Origin of the sequence: Paenibacillus sp. FSL M7-1455, from assembly GCF_038004655.1 — a bacterium.
Lineage (GTDB): Bacteria > Bacillota > Bacilli > Paenibacillales > Paenibacillaceae > Paenibacillus_AQ > Paenibacillus_AQ cookii.
This window is the reverse complement of record NZ_JBBORO010000001.1, coordinates 1,096,570-1,114,999: the sequence shown is the minus strand read 5'-3', so window position 1 is coordinate 1,114,999 and position 18,430 is coordinate 1,096,570. Positions and strand designations below refer to the sequence as shown.

The following is an 18,430-nucleotide window of genomic DNA, read 5'->3' as shown; positions in this document are numbered from 1 at the left end:
GTATATCTACGAACCCGAGAGGCTTAAGGCGCCGATGCGCCGGGTCCAGCGGACTGAGCCTCGCAGGGTCGTCTGCTGATTCTGCTTCTCTTCTAAATACTGCATGCGAAACCAAGGGCAAAGCCCGCAGCGTAATACGATGTTATACTTACCATTCTATTTCGTTATATATGTCTTTCAAATACCGATTTTCTATCATAGCCTTTTCAAATAGTTCTTCTGAATTAATAAATTCTTGAGTGAAACTATCATGATTTCTTGTAAAATAAACTCCTTTCTGATTTTGACTGATCCAGTAACCCAACTGATTATGATAAATCAAGAATTCTTCTCCCCAGTTCACTCTCTCTTTCAATTCTTGAAATTCCTTATATGTCATCGTTTTAAATCCTTTCGAATAGGTTTTGGGGGTTAGGTGATGTACCTGACATCCTTGAAATACGACCTACAAGAACTTTAAAAAATGGTATTTGATGCTATCATTGGTTAATTCACAAATTAATTGTTCGACTCCTAATAGGGCTGTATCTGGTTTCCCTTGTTGCATTTGAATCCATTGTTTTATTTCAATATTAATATCGTTATGTTTTTCCAGCCTCTTTAAATCTTCTTTTAAAATTGGATAATAAAACAGCAAACCTTTTCTCTCCCTATTAAAGGATACAGAACAAATTATAATTCCACTTATTTTAGGCTTTTTAGTTGCTCTACTATCAAATTCAAATTTTCTTTTTAAACCAAAATTAATATCCAAATCTTCAATATCTTTAAATATTCTATTGATTTGTGATCTTGTCGATGAATATGCTTCATTACTATTCAATTCTCTGAAATATGAAATTTTCATTTTACACCCCATAATAAGAAGTACTATTCATCTATAATAGACGCCTTTAATTTTCAATTCCAGGTATTTCACCTAACGTTCCCGTATTCACGAACCCGAAAACCTTAAGTCCCAACGGGGCGGCCGCGACGCGGTTAGGTTCGCAGGGTTGTCCGCATGATTCCACTTCCTCGAAATGCCCTTGGCCGGACCAAGGGACGACCCAGTCGGCCGAAGCGTGAATATTGTGTTATCAGATGCCAGGGACTTCTTGAAACACCTTCAAGGTGATATATTCAAATCTATTTGTTTTACTGTATACCAGTTTTCATTCCCTATGATATTCACAATTAATTCTTGATCACCTTCTTTAAATGTTTCAAAGTCACTTAATGATCGAAACATTTCGTCAGTCAATTCGTGAATGTAAACACTATTGTTTATATCAGTTACGTACGCCAGTCGTTTCTGAGTTTCAATCTCTTCAGACTTTGCATAATGAAAGCTATATATAAAGATTGAATTGATCCTTGAAGGGATACTGGTCTTTCTATTGTCTGCTCCTTTGAACCAATCTAAAAAATAAACTATATCTGATCTTTCAAAATATACATTGATTAGTTCTGGTTGTGCTTTTGTACTATCTGAACGAAACAAGTTAACTTCTACCGATTTAAGTGAATCATCAGTAAAATCATTTATTGTGGATTTTTCATCATTACGATTCGATTCGCTAGCAGCGCAACTGCTTAAGAATAAGATCGACATTATAAAAATAATTATGGTTTTCATTTATCAGCTCTTCTCCGGTTTCTGATAACGTTCCCGTATCACGACGTCCCACCGACTTAAGCCCCGCTAGGGGCAGCCGCGATTAGGTTAGTCGAGGCGGATGTGCCCGGCTGAATTCAGAATTCACTTCTCTGCAATTACATCACGCGGACAAGGGGCCGCCAGACTCCGATGCGTGAATATTATTCCAGGTGATGTCCCTGACCTCTTCAAAATTCCCATAAATTTATTGAATCCCAGCTGTCCCAAATGTTCCACTAATCGCTCTTTCATAATCATCCCACTTGAAATAAAAAGGGCCTATATCTATGGGTTTATTGTCCGGTTCAAGCTTGAAGTCTCTCCAAGTGATAACATCGCCTTCTCGTTCGATATACACAGAAATAAATCCGCACTCTTCATCCCCGCACCAAGGACAGACTAAAATCGGATATCTGTAATATAGATAATTATGTTCTTGCCTCAATAAAAAATAATCAATTATCAGTTTTTGATAATCATCGCTTCCCCATCCAAGAGAAGGAACTAGATCATATTTCCGCAGCATTTGATAAAGCGATTTACCATCTATAATAATATCTGCAAATTTAGTGTTTTTGTTTCCGTACTGGTCTGGATCATATTCATCATATCGACTCGAAGGTTTTGTTTGTAGGAAATTTATATTATTCATTTTTGCTCCTTTCTTGAGCAGCAGGGATTTTCACATAACGTTTGTGTGTTCACGAACCCGAGAACCTTAAGGCTCCGTAAGAGCCGGCCGCTGCGCGGTTAGGTTTGCAGGGATGTCCGCTTGAATCCGCTTCTCCGAAATTCCACTGGCGGACCGAGCAGCCCCCAGGCTACGAAGCGTAGAGATGTTATGCGATGTTAATGCCTTCTTCGAGTCTGCTGTGGAAATCTTTTATCTCGCCGTAAATTCTTTTATTGATTTGATTCTAGATATTTCAATTCTTCCTGTTACTGCCTGAAGATCTTCTATACCTTCCCAGTACTCATATTTCCTAAGTTCTTTATAATCAAATACTCTTGTCCAACTTTCCTCTTTAGTCATGGATAGTTTGCCGGCTTCGAACAATTTGTCTTCCACTTCTGTCAAAGCAAGAAATCCATTGTTTAGCACGATATGCCATGCCATAAAATCAGAAATCAATACCTCATCTATATTTAGTTCCGCTTCTAATAAAACTCCACGTTCTTTCTTATTCGAGTGTTTTGCATAATTCCGTTTCAGAGAAGAAGCGATAGCATATTCACTGTCGTTAAGGGGTAATTTTCGAAAATGGTATTATATGGATGAAGAAAAGGGCAGACTTGCAGAATTTTAGAACAGCTCGTTTTTTAAGCGGCAGCCCGTTTTGAATGATGAGAAACGGCGAGCGCAGATGCAAGCAGAACAATGGCATTCAAATACTGGTGAGTTGTGACTTTCTGAATGCCCCGGACATGTGCGGCGTCTGCCGTCAAATAGGTTTTCAATCGGGAGTTGCAGCGTTCTACGCTGGTTCGTTCATTGTAAAGTTCCTTCCAACGCTTTGTATCCCGATGAGGGATGCTGTATCGCCGGAGATCATCCTTCGCATTTACTTTGACGACCATTCCATAGTTTGAAGACGAGCAGGCAGCCATGCCAAGCGGACAGTCGACTTTACCCGTGGCATGCGGGCAGCGAAATTTATGCATATCGCCGTCAACTCCCCAGTATGTCATCGCATAACCCATGGAACAGCACGGTGTTCCGTTCGAGGTCATGCCAGCAGGCGGTTCCTTCTCCCCCCGAAGATTAAGGGGAATGATGGCTTGTGCCTTGACGTTGCGGGCGGCCTCATAAACTTTCATTTGGTCGTAGCCCGCATCGAGTATGAAAAATCGTGTGCTCGTCCTGGACGCTGTTTTCTCGATCAGGCCCGGCGCCATTTCTCCATCATTGACATGCGCCGGCGTTACTTCCAAGGCGATCGGCAATTCACTTTTCGTATCGACCGCCAGATGAATTTTGTAACCAAACCATGTGATTTTATTGCCGAAGGAATCAATTTTTGCGCCCCAGTTCGCATTACCCGTTTGCTCGCTTTTGCGTTTGGGCTGCTTTTTCTCGTAAGCGCGGAGAGCGGCGCTGTCTATGGCGACGTTACTGCCTTCTATGATACCTTCCTGCTGACAGCGTGTGACCAAATCCTCAAAAAGCCGTTTTGCCAAGTCCTTTCTCGTCAGTTCTGAGAAAACTCGGCTTAATGTGGATATGGAAGGAGCTTCTCGATCCAGCGGAAGACCACACTGATAACGAAACCGGAGATCCGTATCCAAACGCTTATGCAACCCTGAAAAGGTACTTATTCCTTCAAGCGGCGCAGCCAAGAGTGCTCGTAGAATACCTTGTCTGCAGTATCCCTCAGCGCCTCGGGGTGAACGGCTTCTCAGTTCCTTGGCATACGGTCTCAGATCGAGAGAGCTGAAGAAGATCGGCAATCTCTCCTTGGGTTGAATTTTTAAAAGTTCTTCGAAGGAAAACAGACATTCTTGGAGAATATACAAAGTGACTTCCTCCATCCTTGAGGTTTTTGGGTTTGGTCACTTGAAAACTTCTCCAAGTTGGGGTGAAGTCCCTTTTTTATGTCCGAAAATCCTTACGGCTCAAGGCCTCAGATTACTGCAAAACGCTCATTCAAATGACCACATTGTCTTAAATCTGGTCTATTAAGCCAAAGCCAAATCGGATTGTTACCTTGATAATTCGCGAGACGTTTAGACATCTGTTTCATCATCCATTTATAACTATCTAAAAATCCCTCAGTTATATAGTCTTGATTTCCTTCTAAATAACCCTTCTCTTTTGCGTTGTTCCATGCACCTTTGTGCTGGATAGTCCAAAGTTTCATGCTTTTACCTTTCTTTGCATTAATATCGTATAACGTTCTTGTATTCACGACGTCCCACCGACTTAAGGCTCCGTCAGGAGCCGGGCGCGATGCGCTTAGTCGGTGCGGATGGGTCCGCTGACTTAACTTATCTGCCAATCGCTTCTCGCGGACCGAGGAGCCGCCAGGCTCCGATGTGTGGATATAATGTTAGGCGAAGTCATTTGAGATACCTAAATAATTCATTTGAATCCAAATTGCATAATCTGATAACATTTGGGACATTGAATCCTTGAATGCCCTCTATATATTGGTTTGCAATTTTGGATAAGTAATGAGCAAATTGACATCTCGCTTCACTATCAGGATATCTCAATGCTTCTATGGATAATGATATGAAACTTTGTGGTTGTCCTATTAACTGTTCGATAATGGTCTCACATTCATTATCACGGGCAATAATATATAATAAATTATTTATTGTTCTAACTTCCCAATCGTCATACCTAGTAGTATCGAAAATCTCTTGAGTTAGAGCATATATCAAATTCCAGTCATTGTAGTCTGTTTCCCATTCTAATATCTGTTTTTGGTTCTTTGACCATTCCCAGAAAGCGTTAGTCTGATCATCGAGTTTTAAATAAATATCTTTACTAGGGTCGGTATAATTCTTATAGAGAGAATCCATTGGGCTTCCTCGCTTTTTATTATCAAATCGGTAATTTCAGCTAACGTTCTTGTATTCACGAAACCCGAGAGCCTTAAGTGAGCGCAGCGAACGGGTCGCTAGACTTAGGCTCGCAGCGGTTGTCCGGCTGATTTTGCCTCTGTGAAGTTCCACGGTCCGGACCAAGGGAGCCTCAGCTCCCGCAGCGTGAATATGGTGTTATCCGATGGAACTGACTTCTGCGAATTGCTTACAAACCTCACTTAATTCACCTCTGAAAAGTCAACCTCAATCGCTTTCAATTCACTTCTCCGAAGTACCTACTTAGGGCTTGCTGAACGATTCTTTAACCGAAACTCATGGCTAGGCGACTGCGAGATAGCAGCGTAAAAATGAGGCAAAAAAGAACGCGGAGCCTGCGCTCCAGGTTCATCACCAGAAGTTGCAGCGTAATCACGGATTCACTTGTCTTTGCGAGGCGTGCTCGAATACAGCCAAGCCCGTACTTGCGCTTGCCTTCTCCGAACTTGCCTTCGATTGCGTTTCGTTCTCCGGTATCCTGTTTGGCCACTTGCCTATCTTCGCTTGTCGGGCCGTTTTTCGGCTTGCGTCCCAGTGCCGGTCCGCTGAGCCGAATCCCATGCTGTTTGCAGAATCTCCGGTTTTCGCGTGTGCGGTAGATCTGATCCGCTTGGACGACAGCCGGATAGAATCCCATGCGGCTGCGATACTTCTCGATCACGTCCATGAGCGTCGTGCTCTCGTTGAAGTTATCCCAAGATAGCCGATCAAGGAACGCGTAGCCCTTCGTCATGCTTACCGCGATCTTGGCTCCGAACTCGACGCGCGCCTTGGCTTTCCCGCGCACGATCGGCCTGACATGCGGCTGATGAATGCTGACGACCCGGTCTTCCATCTGGTGGGAACGCTCGTTGTACATGTGAAGCTGCTGACGGTACAGTTCGTGAATCACCAGCAGGTCGCGATAGGCTTTGCGGCCAAGTAGCGTGAGCGGTTGCGACTTGGCTTGCTCGGCGATGATGGAGAGGTTCCGTCCAACGTAACCGAGTTGCCTCCTGATCGCTTTGCGAATCACTTTCGGCCCCGGTCTGCGTTGCTTGGAAACGGCCAGAAACTGTTTGCGCGCTTTTTCCCGGTACGTGCGCGGTTTCGCCATTTGTCCGATGACCGGCTCATGCAGCGTATCGATGATCGCTTCGAGCTTCTCCCGCGCTTCATTCAACAGATTCAGATCGGTCGGATACGCCACATCCGCCGGCGCACAGGTGGCATCCACCAGCACGGTCCCTTGATTCGGCTGCTCAGGGGCTTCCCATTCTGCGGTCGATTTCGGATGCGCTTCGCAAACAAGTTTATTCGTTTCAGGAACCTCTGACTCTGTAGCCATCGACTCCACGGGAGACGCTGCTTCTGACGATGCGACTTGCGATTGTGCAAACATGGTTTGCTGCTCGACTTCTTCATCAGAGGCGCGCTTCTTCGAGCGCTTCCCTTGGCCTTTACCGCCGCCGGTCGCGTCGTTGCTGTCATCATCATCTTTCGTTTCCTTCGCACCTTCGGTGGCGACGATCTCATTCAACTCTGCCAGCACGTCCGTCAGACGCTTGCGGAAATGCGTCATCATGGAGTGATGGAACGGTGGCTTCATGACGAATCCAGGCAGACCAATGAAGTATTGCATGTAAGGATTTTCGCTGATCGACTCCAACGTTTCTCTGTCGGTCAGTTGCATTCGCTCCTGAATGATGAGCGCACCGAGCCCCATCCGAAGACTGATCGTTTGCTGGCCGCGAAAGGTGTCTTTGAAAAATTGACCGTATGTTTTCTCAGCCTCCGCCCACGGCACCAACCGCGCCAACTGGACCCAGCGATTGTCCTCGTCCAGCTTTCCGCCAAAGGGCAGAAAGAAATCGCCGGGCAGGATCAATTGATTATCGAGGTGCGCGGTCGGCTTAAACATCTTCGTCACTCCATCTGCAAAGGTTTTAGGTGGTTTTCAAACATTTCCTTTGCATATGATTTCGACAAATGGGCCTTAGAATCCTTGTTGTTATGCGGTTTTTGTTGTTTTTTTAAGTGTTCAGCAAGCCCTACTTAGAGTCCGCTTTCCATCCGCTTCTCCGGAATGCCTCTTAAAAATATTCCACATATCCGCCTTTTCAGCATTCTGAATCTTCTTATATTTAGGCTGTTTTCGTAAATATTGTTGCTATACCATAAGGCTATAAAAAAAGAAAACTCGCATTAGAAAAATTACGAGTTTTTGTTAATTAAGGATTTGCTTCTTCAACTAAAGCGCCCCTTACTTGAATAACTTATACCAATACAAAGTGGTTTCTATTTTTGGATTATATGACTGTTTCAATGTGTCAACTCCACCTAGTATAAATCCTTGTTTCACATAAAACCTGCACGCTCCAAGATTATCATCTTGAGCCTCTAGAGACATTCCGATAAGTTTTCTTTGTTTTGCCCACTCTTCCGCTTTAGTTAAGAGCAACTTCCCGATTCCATATCCTCTAAATTCTTTTTTTGTAGCGATATTTTCAATATAACAGAAGCGATTCCAATCCTTGATTATTCTAATTTGCCCAATGCAATTATTATTCTTATAAGCTAAAAATAGAGCTTTATCTTCACGGTTTATATATCGGCTCCAATCAAGTTTATCATCTGGGAAACGAATTTCTTTAGTTTCATCAAATAGATTCTCTTCAAAAGACCATTTTCCTGATTGAAAACTGGGTACAATCTTACCAAACACTTTAAAATAATCATTTGTTTTATTAATGTCCTCAATTAATTCATCCTTTAATGGAGAAATTATGATTTCCTCTGCAATATTCATTTTGACACCTTCCATACTGAAAAAGAATTTTACTAGCACAAGCCTAAATAATACCTGCCCTATTCATTATTCTAATTTTAACATAAGCTCTTAAATAGGTTGCCGGATTAAATCAAATTTTTGCACACCAAAGAAAACATCAAAAACAGACTTTTTACGCTGGTCTTAACATCAACACTGTAGAATGTTTTGAATTCCGGCAAGAACCTAAAAACAGCTGTTTTACCCGTTCAGATTTGGCAATAGTTTTTTGTTTGATTAATATATTTGAACCAATAGTTATCCAAGTACTTGGTTGCCATACTATGAAAACTTTGCATAAATTTCTTGAGTTGAGCGTGATTGGCGTTGACATGTTGGATATGGTAAATTGACTCCTTTACATAAATCCCCTTTCGAATATTTACAATTTCATGCTTTATCCCTTTTTCTGCTGCAAACTTTTTATAATTAGTTGCGTTATCGGAACATAACAAAGCGTTATGATCTATAAATTGACCCATTACACGGTCTATCTCAGTACTTTTAATTCTTCCTGTGCCGGCCACTTCTGAAATTACTTGTCCATTTCTGTCCTGGGCTACAAGCACACATATTTGTTCATTAGAAATGCCCCTTTTAGTAGCTGCACCACTTCGTTTACGGGCTTCCCGGTGGGAGATATCTTATTTGCCTTTTTTGACTTTCTAAAAAGTAAATTTCATCACTCTCAATTCCTTTTAATGTACTGTGGCCAAATGACCTAAGAGCATTAAGGAATTTATGCCGCCAGTAGAAAGCAGTTGACATCTCCTTGATCTGTCCGAAACAATAGAAACTTAATCGCATTATATAACTTAAATTGTTCTAATTTAAGATAATTCCGAGAAACCTTGTAATATACTTTCTCACATTTTTACCGCCTCCTAGATCGCAATTATAGCAAGGTCCTATTAGTATCGGTAAATAAACAATCTATGCGAAAACAGACTATATTTATTAAATTCCTAGTTCTTTCGGATAACGTTGTTGTATTCACGACTTCCGACAAAGTCGGATGTGTCCAGCTGAATTCGCTTCCCTGCTACTGTCAATTGCCTCCCCGAATCCTCTTCTCACTCCGGCCGGACCGAGGGGCAAATGCCCCGAAGCTTGAATATGTTGTTATATGATGTCAACGCCTTCTCGAGCCACTAGCACTAATTATTTAACTAGAGCATATATATGTGTATCTCTTATCTGACTCTTATCTGCTGATAAATCATTACATCTTAAGGTTCCTTCTAATTGAAAGCCTAATCATTCTGGAATCGCCTTACTCTTATAATTTAAAGTATCACAACGAATTTCTACTCTTCTAGCCTTCAACTCTGTAAAGGCAAAATTGGTGATTCCTTGAACTGCGTCAGTCATATACCCTTTTCCGCTCATACGTGTATCAATCCAGTATCCGATTTCAAATTTACGTATCTCCCAATCTGGCTTATACAATCCAGATAAACCAATGAATTGTTCAGTTTCTTTATCAAATATCAAAAGTCTAAGATATTCTCTCTTAATAAACTTTACATGTTCTTCTCGTAGAATTTCTTCGATTGACTGTTCAGAATGTTCGTTCTGTGCAAAAAGCGAAAACCACTCCTTGAGCTCATTGATCGAGGATAATATACTCTCATACACTACCTTGCCATCACCAGGTAGAGGTGCTCTAATCAATAACCTTTCAGTTGTAAATTGGTTTGGAAAATCTATTAGTATTGGATTCATTCTATAGCAAATGCCCCGGGCGGACCAAGGGACGACGCCAGTCGGCCCGCCGCGTGAATATAATGTTAGACGATGTTACGGGCTTCTTGAATCACTATCATATTCTTTAAATATCCATTCAATATTCTTGATTGCCCACTCTTTATGTTGATTGTCTGTTGTCATTTCCGGATTAAAATAAAATGTATTAAACTCATTTGGTAAACATGGAAATTTACTATATTCCCATGCATTATCATCTGAGAATATTATTCCTTGTGTTATTTCCGCCAAAGCTGAAGCTAATATTCCATAAGCTAGATTATACAAAGGATCTGTTCCAGCATATCTAACTACTCCCCAGTGGTACTTCTTCTCTAAGCTACTCTTATTAAAGACTCAAGTCTTTTAGATTGCTCTCTATTTAGTTCGTCTTCCCAAATATCTCTGTAAATTTGACTATTATTGTATTGATATACACAAAAGCCACCGTCAACATCAGGAGATGAAACCCATAAATAATTATCCTCAGTTAAATCAATATTCTTTGTCATATCCAATTGCAATCCTTCTTTATTCTCGAGAGAAAACTGTAAGATAAATGTTCTGTTAAGTCCTAAAGCTTTTAGTTTCGTTTCTAATAAATTATTAGTCCTTGTCAATAGATCTGAAAATGACGGCAATGTATCTATTGTCGGATATACATCAAAACTCGTACTCACGAACTCACCTTCAAACGATTTTAATATGCTTTCCGTAATTTCGTCTAACGTTCCCGTGTTCACGACGTCCAACTCCCTTAAGCCCGAAGGGCGGCCGAGATGCGGTTAGGGAGTTGGATGTGTCCGGCTGAATCCGCTCCCCTGCTAATGCCAATGGCATCCCCGAATCCACATCTTACTTCCAACCGGACCAAGGGCCGAATGGCCCGCAGCGTGAACATTTTGTTAGATGTAGTATCAGCCCTCATTATTTACCCTCAAGATCTTTATCGTATTTCCAGAACTCAATGAATTTACTATTCAATAATTTCTCAGGATTACTATTAATCTTTTCTATTAGCTTTTCTTTTTGACCATCTGACATCTTAGATTGCCTACATTCTAGCATATATTCAAATATTTCATTCATTAATGGACTAGTGATATTCTGAGGCATTTGAATTTCTCCATGATTAATATCTACTTTCGTATTGACCCAATTATCAGCATCAGTTGCTTTGATAATTGTACATATAAGAATTCCCGCTAAGTTTGAGTACACATATATTCCAAATGGATCATGAGTAATATAAGTGTAACCAAATACACTTCTTCTAAAGAAAACATGCGGTCCATTCTGAATTATTTCTTTATGATCAGTTTCTTTAATTCTGTCAAAAAAGAAAATATGATTTTCAATTTCTCCTAAATTATCTCTAGTTCCTAATAAATATTCTTTCATTACCTGCTCAGAAGTTATCAGTATCTTCAGCTTTTCATCTGAAATGGTTTTATCTCTTTGAAACCACTCTATATCTTCATGAAGGTTTCTCCAATTGACTGAAGTAATAAAATAACTTAGCCACTTATCATATTCAAACTCTTGAGTATCATCTCTTTGAAATTGGTGGAAAAGATTTGTAGCAAATAATCGTTCTTGTTCGGAAAATTTATCTTCGCAATCTCCACAAAGTAATTTTTTCTTCTCTCCATCTTGTTTTGGAATATTGGGATTATCCAAGGGCATTCTGAAACGACCAGTAGCGGATGTCTTCTTAATATAGTCAAAGACAAACTTTGGAATAATATGACTTAGCTCTAGTTGTGCTTGTTTACCACAAAGGGCACAAACTTCCATGGTTATCCCTCCACTATTTATTGATCTTGCTGATATTTCATCTAACGTTCTTGTATTTACGAACCCTCACTGGCTTAAGCGCGTAAGCGCGGGTCGTTAGACTTAGCCGGTGCAGGGTTGTCCGCCTGATTTATCTTCTCCGAAGTCCCCCGGGCGGACCAAGGGACGCGACAGCGGCCCGAAGCGTGAATGCGGTGTTATCAGAAGTACCTGCCCTCCTGAAATGCCCTCACTATTCTTTGAATAAGTTCTTCTTTGATAGTTCTTTTTTTATTGCCTTAGAACCTGAAAAGATTAACAGAATTAAACTCAATTGGGGAGATGTTATTATGTCCTGTTTTATTGCTGTAATAACTAGGCTTTCCATAGCAATAAAACCGTAAGATTGATATATCTTAATAATCTCTCCAAGTAAATCATCTGACCAGTTCGTGCGGCTTAGAATTGTATATACTATATGTTCCTTAACACCATCATTAATCTCCAAAGAATCAATGTTTGTTGTTATAAACTCTAGGTCAATCTTTCTTAAAAAGCCATGGATGTCTAGTTGTTCTGAAATATCTAATGAATTTATAAGATCTTGAATTTTATGTATATCAGATCTATCACAAGCTTGGCTTATCAATTGAATAATTTCAGTTGGGTTCTTAATCTTTTCTACGCCCCTTTTCTGGTTCGATTCATCTGAGCGGGTATTTCTGATAACGTTTCTGTATCTACGAACCCGAAAGGCTTAAAGGAGCGTAGCGACTGGGTGGCTCCGCCACTTAACCTTGCAGGGTTGTCTGCCTGAATCCGCTTCTCCGAAATCCCTCGGGCAGACCAAGGAGCGAAAGCGACGAAGCGTAGATACAATGTTATACGAAGGACTTTTCATCATTGAATTTACTTAAAAAAAATGTCTTTTATATATCCTCCAATAAATCCAGCAACGATAGCTGTAAGTGCTTGGACCTCTGTCAATAGATTGGACAGCCAGAATCGAGAAAATTACGCAATTTGACCGTACATTTGTTCGTATTGAAAAGGTGTAAGATACCCGATAGCGGAATGTACGCGTTTCCGGTTGTAGAAAAACTCGATGTATTCAAAAATCCGACTTTGGGCTTCCTTGCGGGTTCTGAACTTCTCCAGATAGACGAGTTCCTTTTTGAGCACGCTGTGGAACGATTCGATGCAGGCATTGTCATAGCAGTTGCCCTTGCGGCTCATGCTGCATTTCATCCCGTATTTCAAGAGCCGTTTTTGGTACTCATGAGATGCGTATTGGCTGCCGCGATCGGAATGATGCAGGACTTCGCCTTTCGGCCGTTGACGGTTGTAAGCCTGATCCAGAGCTTGCAGGACCAATTCCTTGGTCATTCGCTCATCGGCGTGCCAGCCTACGATTTTGCGCGTGTACAAGTCCATCACGCTCGCGACATAGAGCCATCCCTCGTCTGTCGGAACGTAAGTGATGTCCGCCATCCAGACTTGATTGGGAGCTTGTGCCCTGAACTGCTGGTTCAGCACATTGTCATGCACTGGCAGATTGTGGTTCGAGTTCGTCGTCGCCTTGTATTTCTTGACGGTGCGCGACTTAAGCCCCAGTTCCTTCATGATGCGGGCGACCGTTTTTTCGGATACCCGAACACCTTGCTGGCGCAAGACTTGAGCGATCTTCGGGCTGCCGTACAGGCGACGCGAGTCCACAAAGATACGGCTAATCTGTTGTTCCAGTTCTCGGCGACGTTTCTTTTGCTTGCTTTCCTGGCGCCTGGTCCATTGATAATAACCACTCCGGGATACGTTCAAAACCTTGCACATCTCCGATACCGGATACTTGGAGCGGTGTTTGTGGATAAACGCAAAGATCAGTTCCGGTCTTTTGCGAAGATGTGCATCGCCTTTTTTAAAATTTCGTTCTCCATCTCGAGTTGGCGGATTCGTTTCTGCATTTCGAGAAGGTTTTTTTCCTCGATTTTCAGGTTGCCGCTGCCGCGAAACGCATTGACCGGATCCTGTTTGAATTCGTTGATCCAGCGGTACAGAGTATTGTCGGATACGCCCAATTCTCGGGCGACCTGCGCCACCGGCTTCCCCTGTTCCTGAATCATTTTTACGGTTTGGATTTTAAACTCTTTGTCATATTTCTGACTCATCTTCGGACACCTCGATTTTGCTAGGTTTATTGTCGCATTCTCGATTCTCGGTGTCCACTATTTAGTCTAGCATCAGCTATCTTCGAAAGATCCCACCAAAAACTAATTGTTTTTTGCTTTTTCTCTCTTAGTAAACGTTCAATCTGCAGATTCATAATCCTCTTTGATTCTTTTTTAAAATGTTCTAATTTCAAGTAATTGGGTTCATGGCTTGTAAGTTTCGTCGCTTCACCAAATAACAATATACTTTGATTTTCAATTATTATATTTATTTGCTTCTTTAGTACTATGATTTCTCCCTTTTTAAGCAGTTTTAACTTACTAAATTCCTCAATATTACTAATAATCTGATTGTTTAGTTCTATGAATCCAGAAGTAATAATATCATCACTTGCAAATGCTGCTGTTAGCATATTCCTTCTATTTAATTCACTAATTGTTCTCCCTATAGCATCTTTGATTTTATATTCAATAATAATTTCTAAATCTTCGATTAATTTAGTAAACTTCATCGACTTCTCCCATACTTATATTTATTCAAAAGTCTTTCGCATAACGTTTCTGTATCTACGAACCCGAAAGGCTTAAAGGAGCGTAGCGACTGGGTGGCTCCGCCACTTAACCTTGCAGGGTTGTCTGCCTGAATCCGCTTCTCCGAAATCCCTCGGGCAGACCAAGGAGCGAAAGCGACGAAGCGTAGATACAATGTTATACGAAGGACTTTTCATCATTGAATTTACTTAAAAAAAATGTCTTTTATATATCCTCCAATAAATCCAGCAACGATAGCTGTAAGTGCTATCTTCGAAAGATCCCACCAAAAACTAATTGTTTTTTGCTTTTTCTCTCTTAGTAAACGTTCAATCTGCAGATTCATAATCCTCTTTGATTCTTTTTTAAAATGTTCTAATTTCAAGTAATTGGGTTCATGGCTTGTAAGTTTCGTCGCTTCACCAAATAACAATATACTTTGATTTTCAATTATTATATTTATTTGCTTCTTTAGTACTATGATTTCTCCCTTTTTAAGCAGTTTTAACTTACTAAATTCCTCAATATTACTAATAATCTGATTGTTTAGTTCTATGAATCCAGAAGTAATAATATCATCACTTGCAAATGCTGCTGTTAGCATATTCCTTCTATTTAATTCACTAATTGTTCTCCCTATAGCATCTTTGATTTTATATTCAATAATAATTTCTAAATCTTCGATTAATTTAGTAAACTTCATCGACTTCTCCCATACTTATATTTATTCAAAAGTCTTTCGTATAACGTTATCGTATTCACGACGTCGATCCCCCTTAGATAGCTCCTATCTTAGGGGGATCGATGTGTCCGGCTGGCATTACTTCCCCGAACACTGAAAAGCCCCAACGAATCCACTTCTTCCTCCTGTCGGACCGAGGGCCGAATGGCCCGATGCGTGAATACTGTGTTAGACGAAGGTCACGACATCCTGGAATACTATCAAAATGGTAAATCATCTTTAACAATAGGGTACAAATCTACAAAATACGTGATATAAGAAGCAACTAAATTTAATACAAGTTCAGCTTCTAAATCTGTTACACGATATCCATTTAGTGCAGAATGAGATATTCCCTGACCACTTCCTCGGTAAGCATAAATTTTCTTCATACTCTGAGAAATTGGTGTCGGTATTTCGTCTTCGGCACTACCTTCAAGCTCATTCAATGCTTGAGTAAAGTTATTTGAAGCGTTCTTTCCGGTGCAGATTTCAATAGCACACTCAAAAGCACATAAAGCTTCTTTTACACAATTATGATAATCAGGTTCTGGCGTTTGATTGAAGAATTTTAGTGCTTTATTATAGTGTTTCCTTACCTCATTCAAATTACTGTCTGCAAGTATAGAACCCATCTTCTTTATATTGTTTTGCGTTTGGGCTCTACCCCTCCTTTCAAACAGTCCACCCACAAACCTATAATCCATGTTCTCTTCAGATAATAGTTGATTGATTTCATCCGAAAAGTACTTCCTTACAGATTCAATAGATTCTAATTGTGTATAATTATCTGTTAAAAATCTTGAATAGATTCTTTCACAGAATGTAAAGACCTTTGGCCATTCAGTTTGCTCTAATAGCCACATAAGTTCATCATGAAATGTATGGAATTGACTTCCTGAACTATCAATCCTAGAGATTCTATATGCTTCAGTAATAATTGTATTCCAAGCTGAACCAGTATGACCTTCAAGAATATACTTTCTATTTATAAGATCATCAATTACATAGGATAAAGCTATCTTTGCTGAATTCGGAAAATCATTAATAATTGGTTTTCCAGATGATAATCCGAATCTTTGTTCAAATGTGACCTCATTCATAAGAATCTCTTCCTTTCAGCATTTCGTGACTTTCGTCTAACGTTCTTGTATTCACGACGCCCCACCAACTTAAGTCCCGAAGGGACGGCCGCGATGCGGTTAGGTGGTGCGGGTGTGTCCGGCTGATCCCGCTTCCTCGAAACTGAAATGCCCCTCCAACTCCTCTTCTAACTTCGTGCCGGACCGAGGGCGAATGCCCGATGCGTGAATACGGTGTTAGGTGAAGTTACTGACTTCTTCGAAAAACTATAAACTCTTTCTCTTCATAAGATATTCAATCATCTGTTTCATAACTTCCGTCCGAGAATTATCATCATCTGTATCTTCAACTAGTTTGAAACAAAGCAGGATATTCTGGACATCTAATAAACTATCGTGATATCCCTTTAGTTGAAGCACTGTCTTGTTATATAAATAAAACATTAATCCAGAGATTGCTTCAACCAACACACCCGAGCTTGTTACGATATAAGAAATATCTTCTAAATCATCATATAGATATGAGACAATTAAGCCACTGGATATAAGTAATAATCCAAAAATGCTCATTAATAATGAGGCTGTAAAAGATTTTCTGTTGCTGTTTTTAACCAATTCATAATAGTCTTCTAAATTCCTCAAGTTTATGGATACTAGATCATCAAAATATCTTGTTGTTTTCTGATTTGCAGATTTATTTTCTATCCTATTTTTCTGTTGTTCTAATGCTCTTATTTCTGCAGCTAATTGTTCATGTTTTGAATTAGCAAAACTAACAGCAACTATCAAGCCACAGATTATACTAATAATACTACTCACAATGTTGTTGATATTCAAAACATCGGCTAATCCCAACAAACCAATAATTAGTAGAATCAAAAAGAATGACCTCATACCAATATTTAGTTTTCTTTGGTAAGATAATTCTGATTTTAATTTTTCTATTTTTGATTCAATAAACTCATATGCTACTGGATTGTTAATTGTAATACTTGCTTTCAAATCATTATTAGCTACTTTGATTTCACCGTCATTCATGTTTTTCATTCCTTTTCAGTAATTTCACCTAACTCTTATTCTGCGAATGTCGTAATCCCTCCTCTTTCTCGAATTATTACGACATTCGCATTAAATCCATATATTATAATGTTATGCGAATTTCCCAGTATATTCAATTCATTCTTGCATTCGGTCCAAAGGACTTTGGATGCGACGGATATCTCTAATGCTCACATGAGTGTAGATTTCAGTAGTCTTGGAACTCGTATGGCCTAGTAATTCTTGAATGTATCTTATGTCTGTACCTGCCTCCAAGAGATGGGTAGCAAAGGAATGTCTCAGCGTATGAACAGTCGCGGGCTTTTGAATGCCTGCTTTTTGTTTTATTTTTTCAAATACATGTTGAATCGTTCTCGCGGTGATCGGACTGTTTTTGCTTCGCCCAGGAAAAAGCCAGGTTTCAGGCCCTTCTACTCGGATATACTGCTCCAGCAGCTTGTATGCCGTCTGTGACAAAACCGTATATCGATCCTTTCTTCCTTTTGACTGTCGTATGTGAATGATGCCACGCTCTACATCCAGATCATGAACATTCAAATGCACAGCCTCACTGATTCGCAGTCCTGCCGAATAAATCAAGGTTAGAATGGCCCTATGTTTTAAATTTATAACACTTTTAAGAAGCGTGGATACTTCCGATGCCGATAGAACGGCGGGCAGCTTCTTTTCCCGTTTCGGCCGAGCCCATACTTTTGGGAAGTCGGTCCGTTTTTCTACTTCCTTAAACCAGAAACTTAGAGCGCTGATCGCCTGGTTAACATAGGTATGAGAGTGATTTTGATCAAAAAGTTCAAGTAAGTAATTTCTCACATCTGATACACGCATGGATTCCAAGCTGCTTCCCGTACTCTGCATGCACCTCTCCAAATGTCCTAAATATGCTTTTTCAGTGTTTCTGCTATATCCTTTTAAACGCATGCATTCTTGGCACTGTTTACGCCAACGGTCTCCATAAGTAGAAAGTCTCCTGAATTGAAGATACTTACTCCGCATCACCTCTTCCATATGAACGGGACAATCTGCAAACTGCTCCACAAATATCCCCAAGGTACGTTCATCAGCAGGAAAGCTCCACTGCTTTAGATCCGGGTGCCATTTTCGTCCCGGAACGTTACGTATCCGCCGAATCCAATCCTTCTCGTGAGAAAGAGTCAGCCATAGTCGCCCTCGTAGACATTTCGCACTTCAATACGTTTTACATGCACGGTTGTCCCCCCGATCAAAATGCTGGTGTTCTTACTCTACAGATACGCGTCTCCTAGAACGCAAAAAAGAGACGGTTTTTCTCAACCGTCTCCGATTCTTTCGGAACAACAT

At 40.5% G+C, this 18,430-nt stretch carries 19 protein-coding genes and 3 pseudogenes; all 22 read right to left on the bottom strand.

The window, feature by feature from the left end; all coding sequences use genetic code 11:
- Positions 1-148: 148 nt before the first annotated feature.
- The 22 genes and pseudogenes from NYE48_RS05150 to xerA all read right to left on the bottom strand — a co-directional run bounded on the left by NYE48_RS05150 (position 149) and on the right by xerA (position 18,106).
- The gene (locus NYE48_RS05150; RefSeq protein ID WP_340997265.1) at positions 149-379 is read right to left on the bottom strand and encodes a hypothetical protein; all 231 of its coding nucleotides are present in this window, start codon (positions 377-379) and stop codon (positions 149-151) included.
- A 66-nt stretch (positions 380-445) separates the two neighbouring features.
- On the bottom strand, positions 446-847 hold the full coding sequence (locus NYE48_RS05145; protein ID WP_340997263.1) for a hypothetical protein: 402 nt from the start codon (positions 845-847) through the stop codon (positions 446-448).
- Between the two features lie 261 nt (positions 848-1,108).
- Positions 1,109-1,618, bottom strand: a complete 510-nt coding sequence (locus NYE48_RS05140) for a hypothetical protein (RefSeq protein ID WP_340997262.1) — start codon at positions 1,616-1,618, stop codon at positions 1,109-1,111.
- Positions 1,619-1,844: 226 nt separating this feature from the next.
- On the bottom strand, positions 1,845-2,291 hold the full coding sequence (locus tag NYE48_RS05135; protein WP_340997261.1) for an oxidoreductase: 447 nt from the start codon (positions 2,289-2,291) through the stop codon (positions 1,845-1,847).
- A 231-nt stretch (positions 2,292-2,522) separates the two neighbouring features.
- Positions 2,523-2,870: pseudogene (locus NYE48_RS05130) on the bottom strand (DUF3841 domain-containing protein); the annotation flags it as partial.
- 89 nt (positions 2,871-2,959) lie between these two features.
- Positions 2,960-4,153 (bottom strand): transposase, encoded by a 1,194-nt coding sequence (locus NYE48_RS05125; RefSeq protein ID WP_016311143.1) that lies wholly within the window; start codon positions 4,151-4,153, stop codon positions 2,960-2,962.
- Between the two features lie 107 nt (positions 4,154-4,260).
- Positions 4,261-4,545, bottom strand: a complete 285-nt coding sequence (locus NYE48_RS05120; RefSeq protein ID WP_340997260.1) for a DUF3841 domain-containing protein — start codon at positions 4,543-4,545, stop codon at positions 4,261-4,263.
- Between the two features lie 151 nt (positions 4,546-4,696).
- On the bottom strand, positions 4,697-5,164 hold the full coding sequence (locus NYE48_RS05115; protein WP_340997258.1) for a hypothetical protein: 468 nt from the start codon (positions 5,162-5,164) through the stop codon (positions 4,697-4,699).
- Positions 5,165-5,489: 325 nt separating this feature from the next.
- Positions 5,490-7,124: an IS5-like element ISPaen2 family transposase gene (locus tag NYE48_RS05110; RefSeq protein WP_009225464.1), complete on the bottom strand. Its 1,635-nt coding sequence runs from the start codon at positions 7,122-7,124 to the stop codon at positions 5,490-5,492.
- A 342-nt stretch (positions 7,125-7,466) separates the two neighbouring features.
- Complete coding sequence (locus NYE48_RS05105) at positions 7,467-8,012, bottom strand: GNAT family N-acetyltransferase (RefSeq protein ID WP_340997256.1); 546 nt, start codon at positions 8,010-8,012, stop codon at positions 7,467-7,469.
- A 154-nt stretch (positions 8,013-8,166) separates the two neighbouring features.
- Positions 8,167-8,801, bottom strand: a pseudogene (locus NYE48_RS05100) (IS1595 family transposase); the annotation flags it as partial.
- A 393-nt stretch (positions 8,802-9,194) separates the two neighbouring features.
- Positions 9,195-9,758 (bottom strand): annotated as a pseudogene (locus NYE48_RS05095) (GNAT family N-acetyltransferase).
- A 75-nt stretch (positions 9,759-9,833) separates the two neighbouring features.
- On the bottom strand, positions 9,834-10,067 hold the full coding sequence (locus tag NYE48_RS05090; protein WP_340997254.1) for a hypothetical protein: 234 nt from the start codon (positions 10,065-10,067) through the stop codon (positions 9,834-9,836).
- 47 nt (positions 10,068-10,114) lie between these two features.
- Positions 10,115-10,522 carry a hypothetical protein gene (locus tag NYE48_RS05085; RefSeq protein ID WP_340997252.1) on the bottom strand — a complete coding sequence of 136 codons (408 nt, stop codon included), beginning with the start codon at positions 10,520-10,522 and terminating at the stop codon, positions 10,115-10,117.
- Between the two features lie 184 nt (positions 10,523-10,706).
- Positions 10,707-11,576 carry a hypothetical protein gene (locus NYE48_RS05080; protein WP_340997250.1) on the bottom strand — a complete coding sequence of 290 codons (870 nt, stop codon included), beginning with the start codon at positions 11,574-11,576 and terminating at the stop codon, positions 10,707-10,709.
- Positions 11,577-11,808: 232 nt separating this feature from the next.
- Positions 11,809-12,204 carry a hypothetical protein gene (locus tag NYE48_RS05075; RefSeq protein WP_212953175.1) on the bottom strand — a complete coding sequence of 132 codons (396 nt, stop codon included), beginning with the start codon at positions 12,202-12,204 and terminating at the stop codon, positions 11,809-11,811.
- A 365-nt stretch (positions 12,205-12,569) separates the two neighbouring features.
- A protein-coding gene (locus tag NYE48_RS05070) for an IS3 family transposase (protein WP_340997247.1) occupies positions 12,570-13,720 on the bottom strand; the annotation gives its coding sequence in 2 pieces (ribosomal slippage) (positions 12,570-13,465 and positions 13,465-13,720; 1,152 coding nt in all).
- Between the two features lie 26 nt (positions 13,721-13,746).
- Positions 13,747-14,232: a hypothetical protein gene (locus NYE48_RS05065; protein ID WP_340997244.1), complete on the bottom strand. Its 486-nt coding sequence runs from the start codon at positions 14,230-14,232 to the stop codon at positions 13,747-13,749.
- A 224-nt stretch (positions 14,233-14,456) separates the two neighbouring features.
- Entirely contained in the window at positions 14,457-14,954 is a 498-nt protein-coding gene (locus NYE48_RS05060; protein WP_028538617.1) for a hypothetical protein, read from the bottom strand.
- Positions 14,955-15,193: 239 nt separating this feature from the next.
- The gene (locus NYE48_RS05055) at positions 15,194-16,075 is read right to left on the bottom strand and encodes an AbiJ-NTD4 domain-containing protein (RefSeq protein ID WP_340997239.1); all 882 of its coding nucleotides are present in this window, start codon (positions 16,073-16,075) and stop codon (positions 15,194-15,196) included.
- Positions 16,076-16,321: 246 nt separating this feature from the next.
- Positions 16,322-17,092, bottom strand: coding sequence for a TRADD-N-associated membrane domain-containing protein (locus NYE48_RS05050; RefSeq protein ID WP_340997236.1), 771 nt, complete (start codon positions 17,090-17,092; stop codon positions 16,322-16,324).
- 138 nt (positions 17,093-17,230) lie between these two features.
- Positions 17,231-18,106, bottom strand: a complete 876-nt coding sequence (xerA, locus tag NYE48_RS05045; RefSeq protein ID WP_341000604.1) for a site-specific tyrosine recombinase/integron integrase — start codon at positions 18,104-18,106, stop codon at positions 17,231-17,233.
- Positions 18,107-18,430 lie beyond the last annotated feature (324 nt).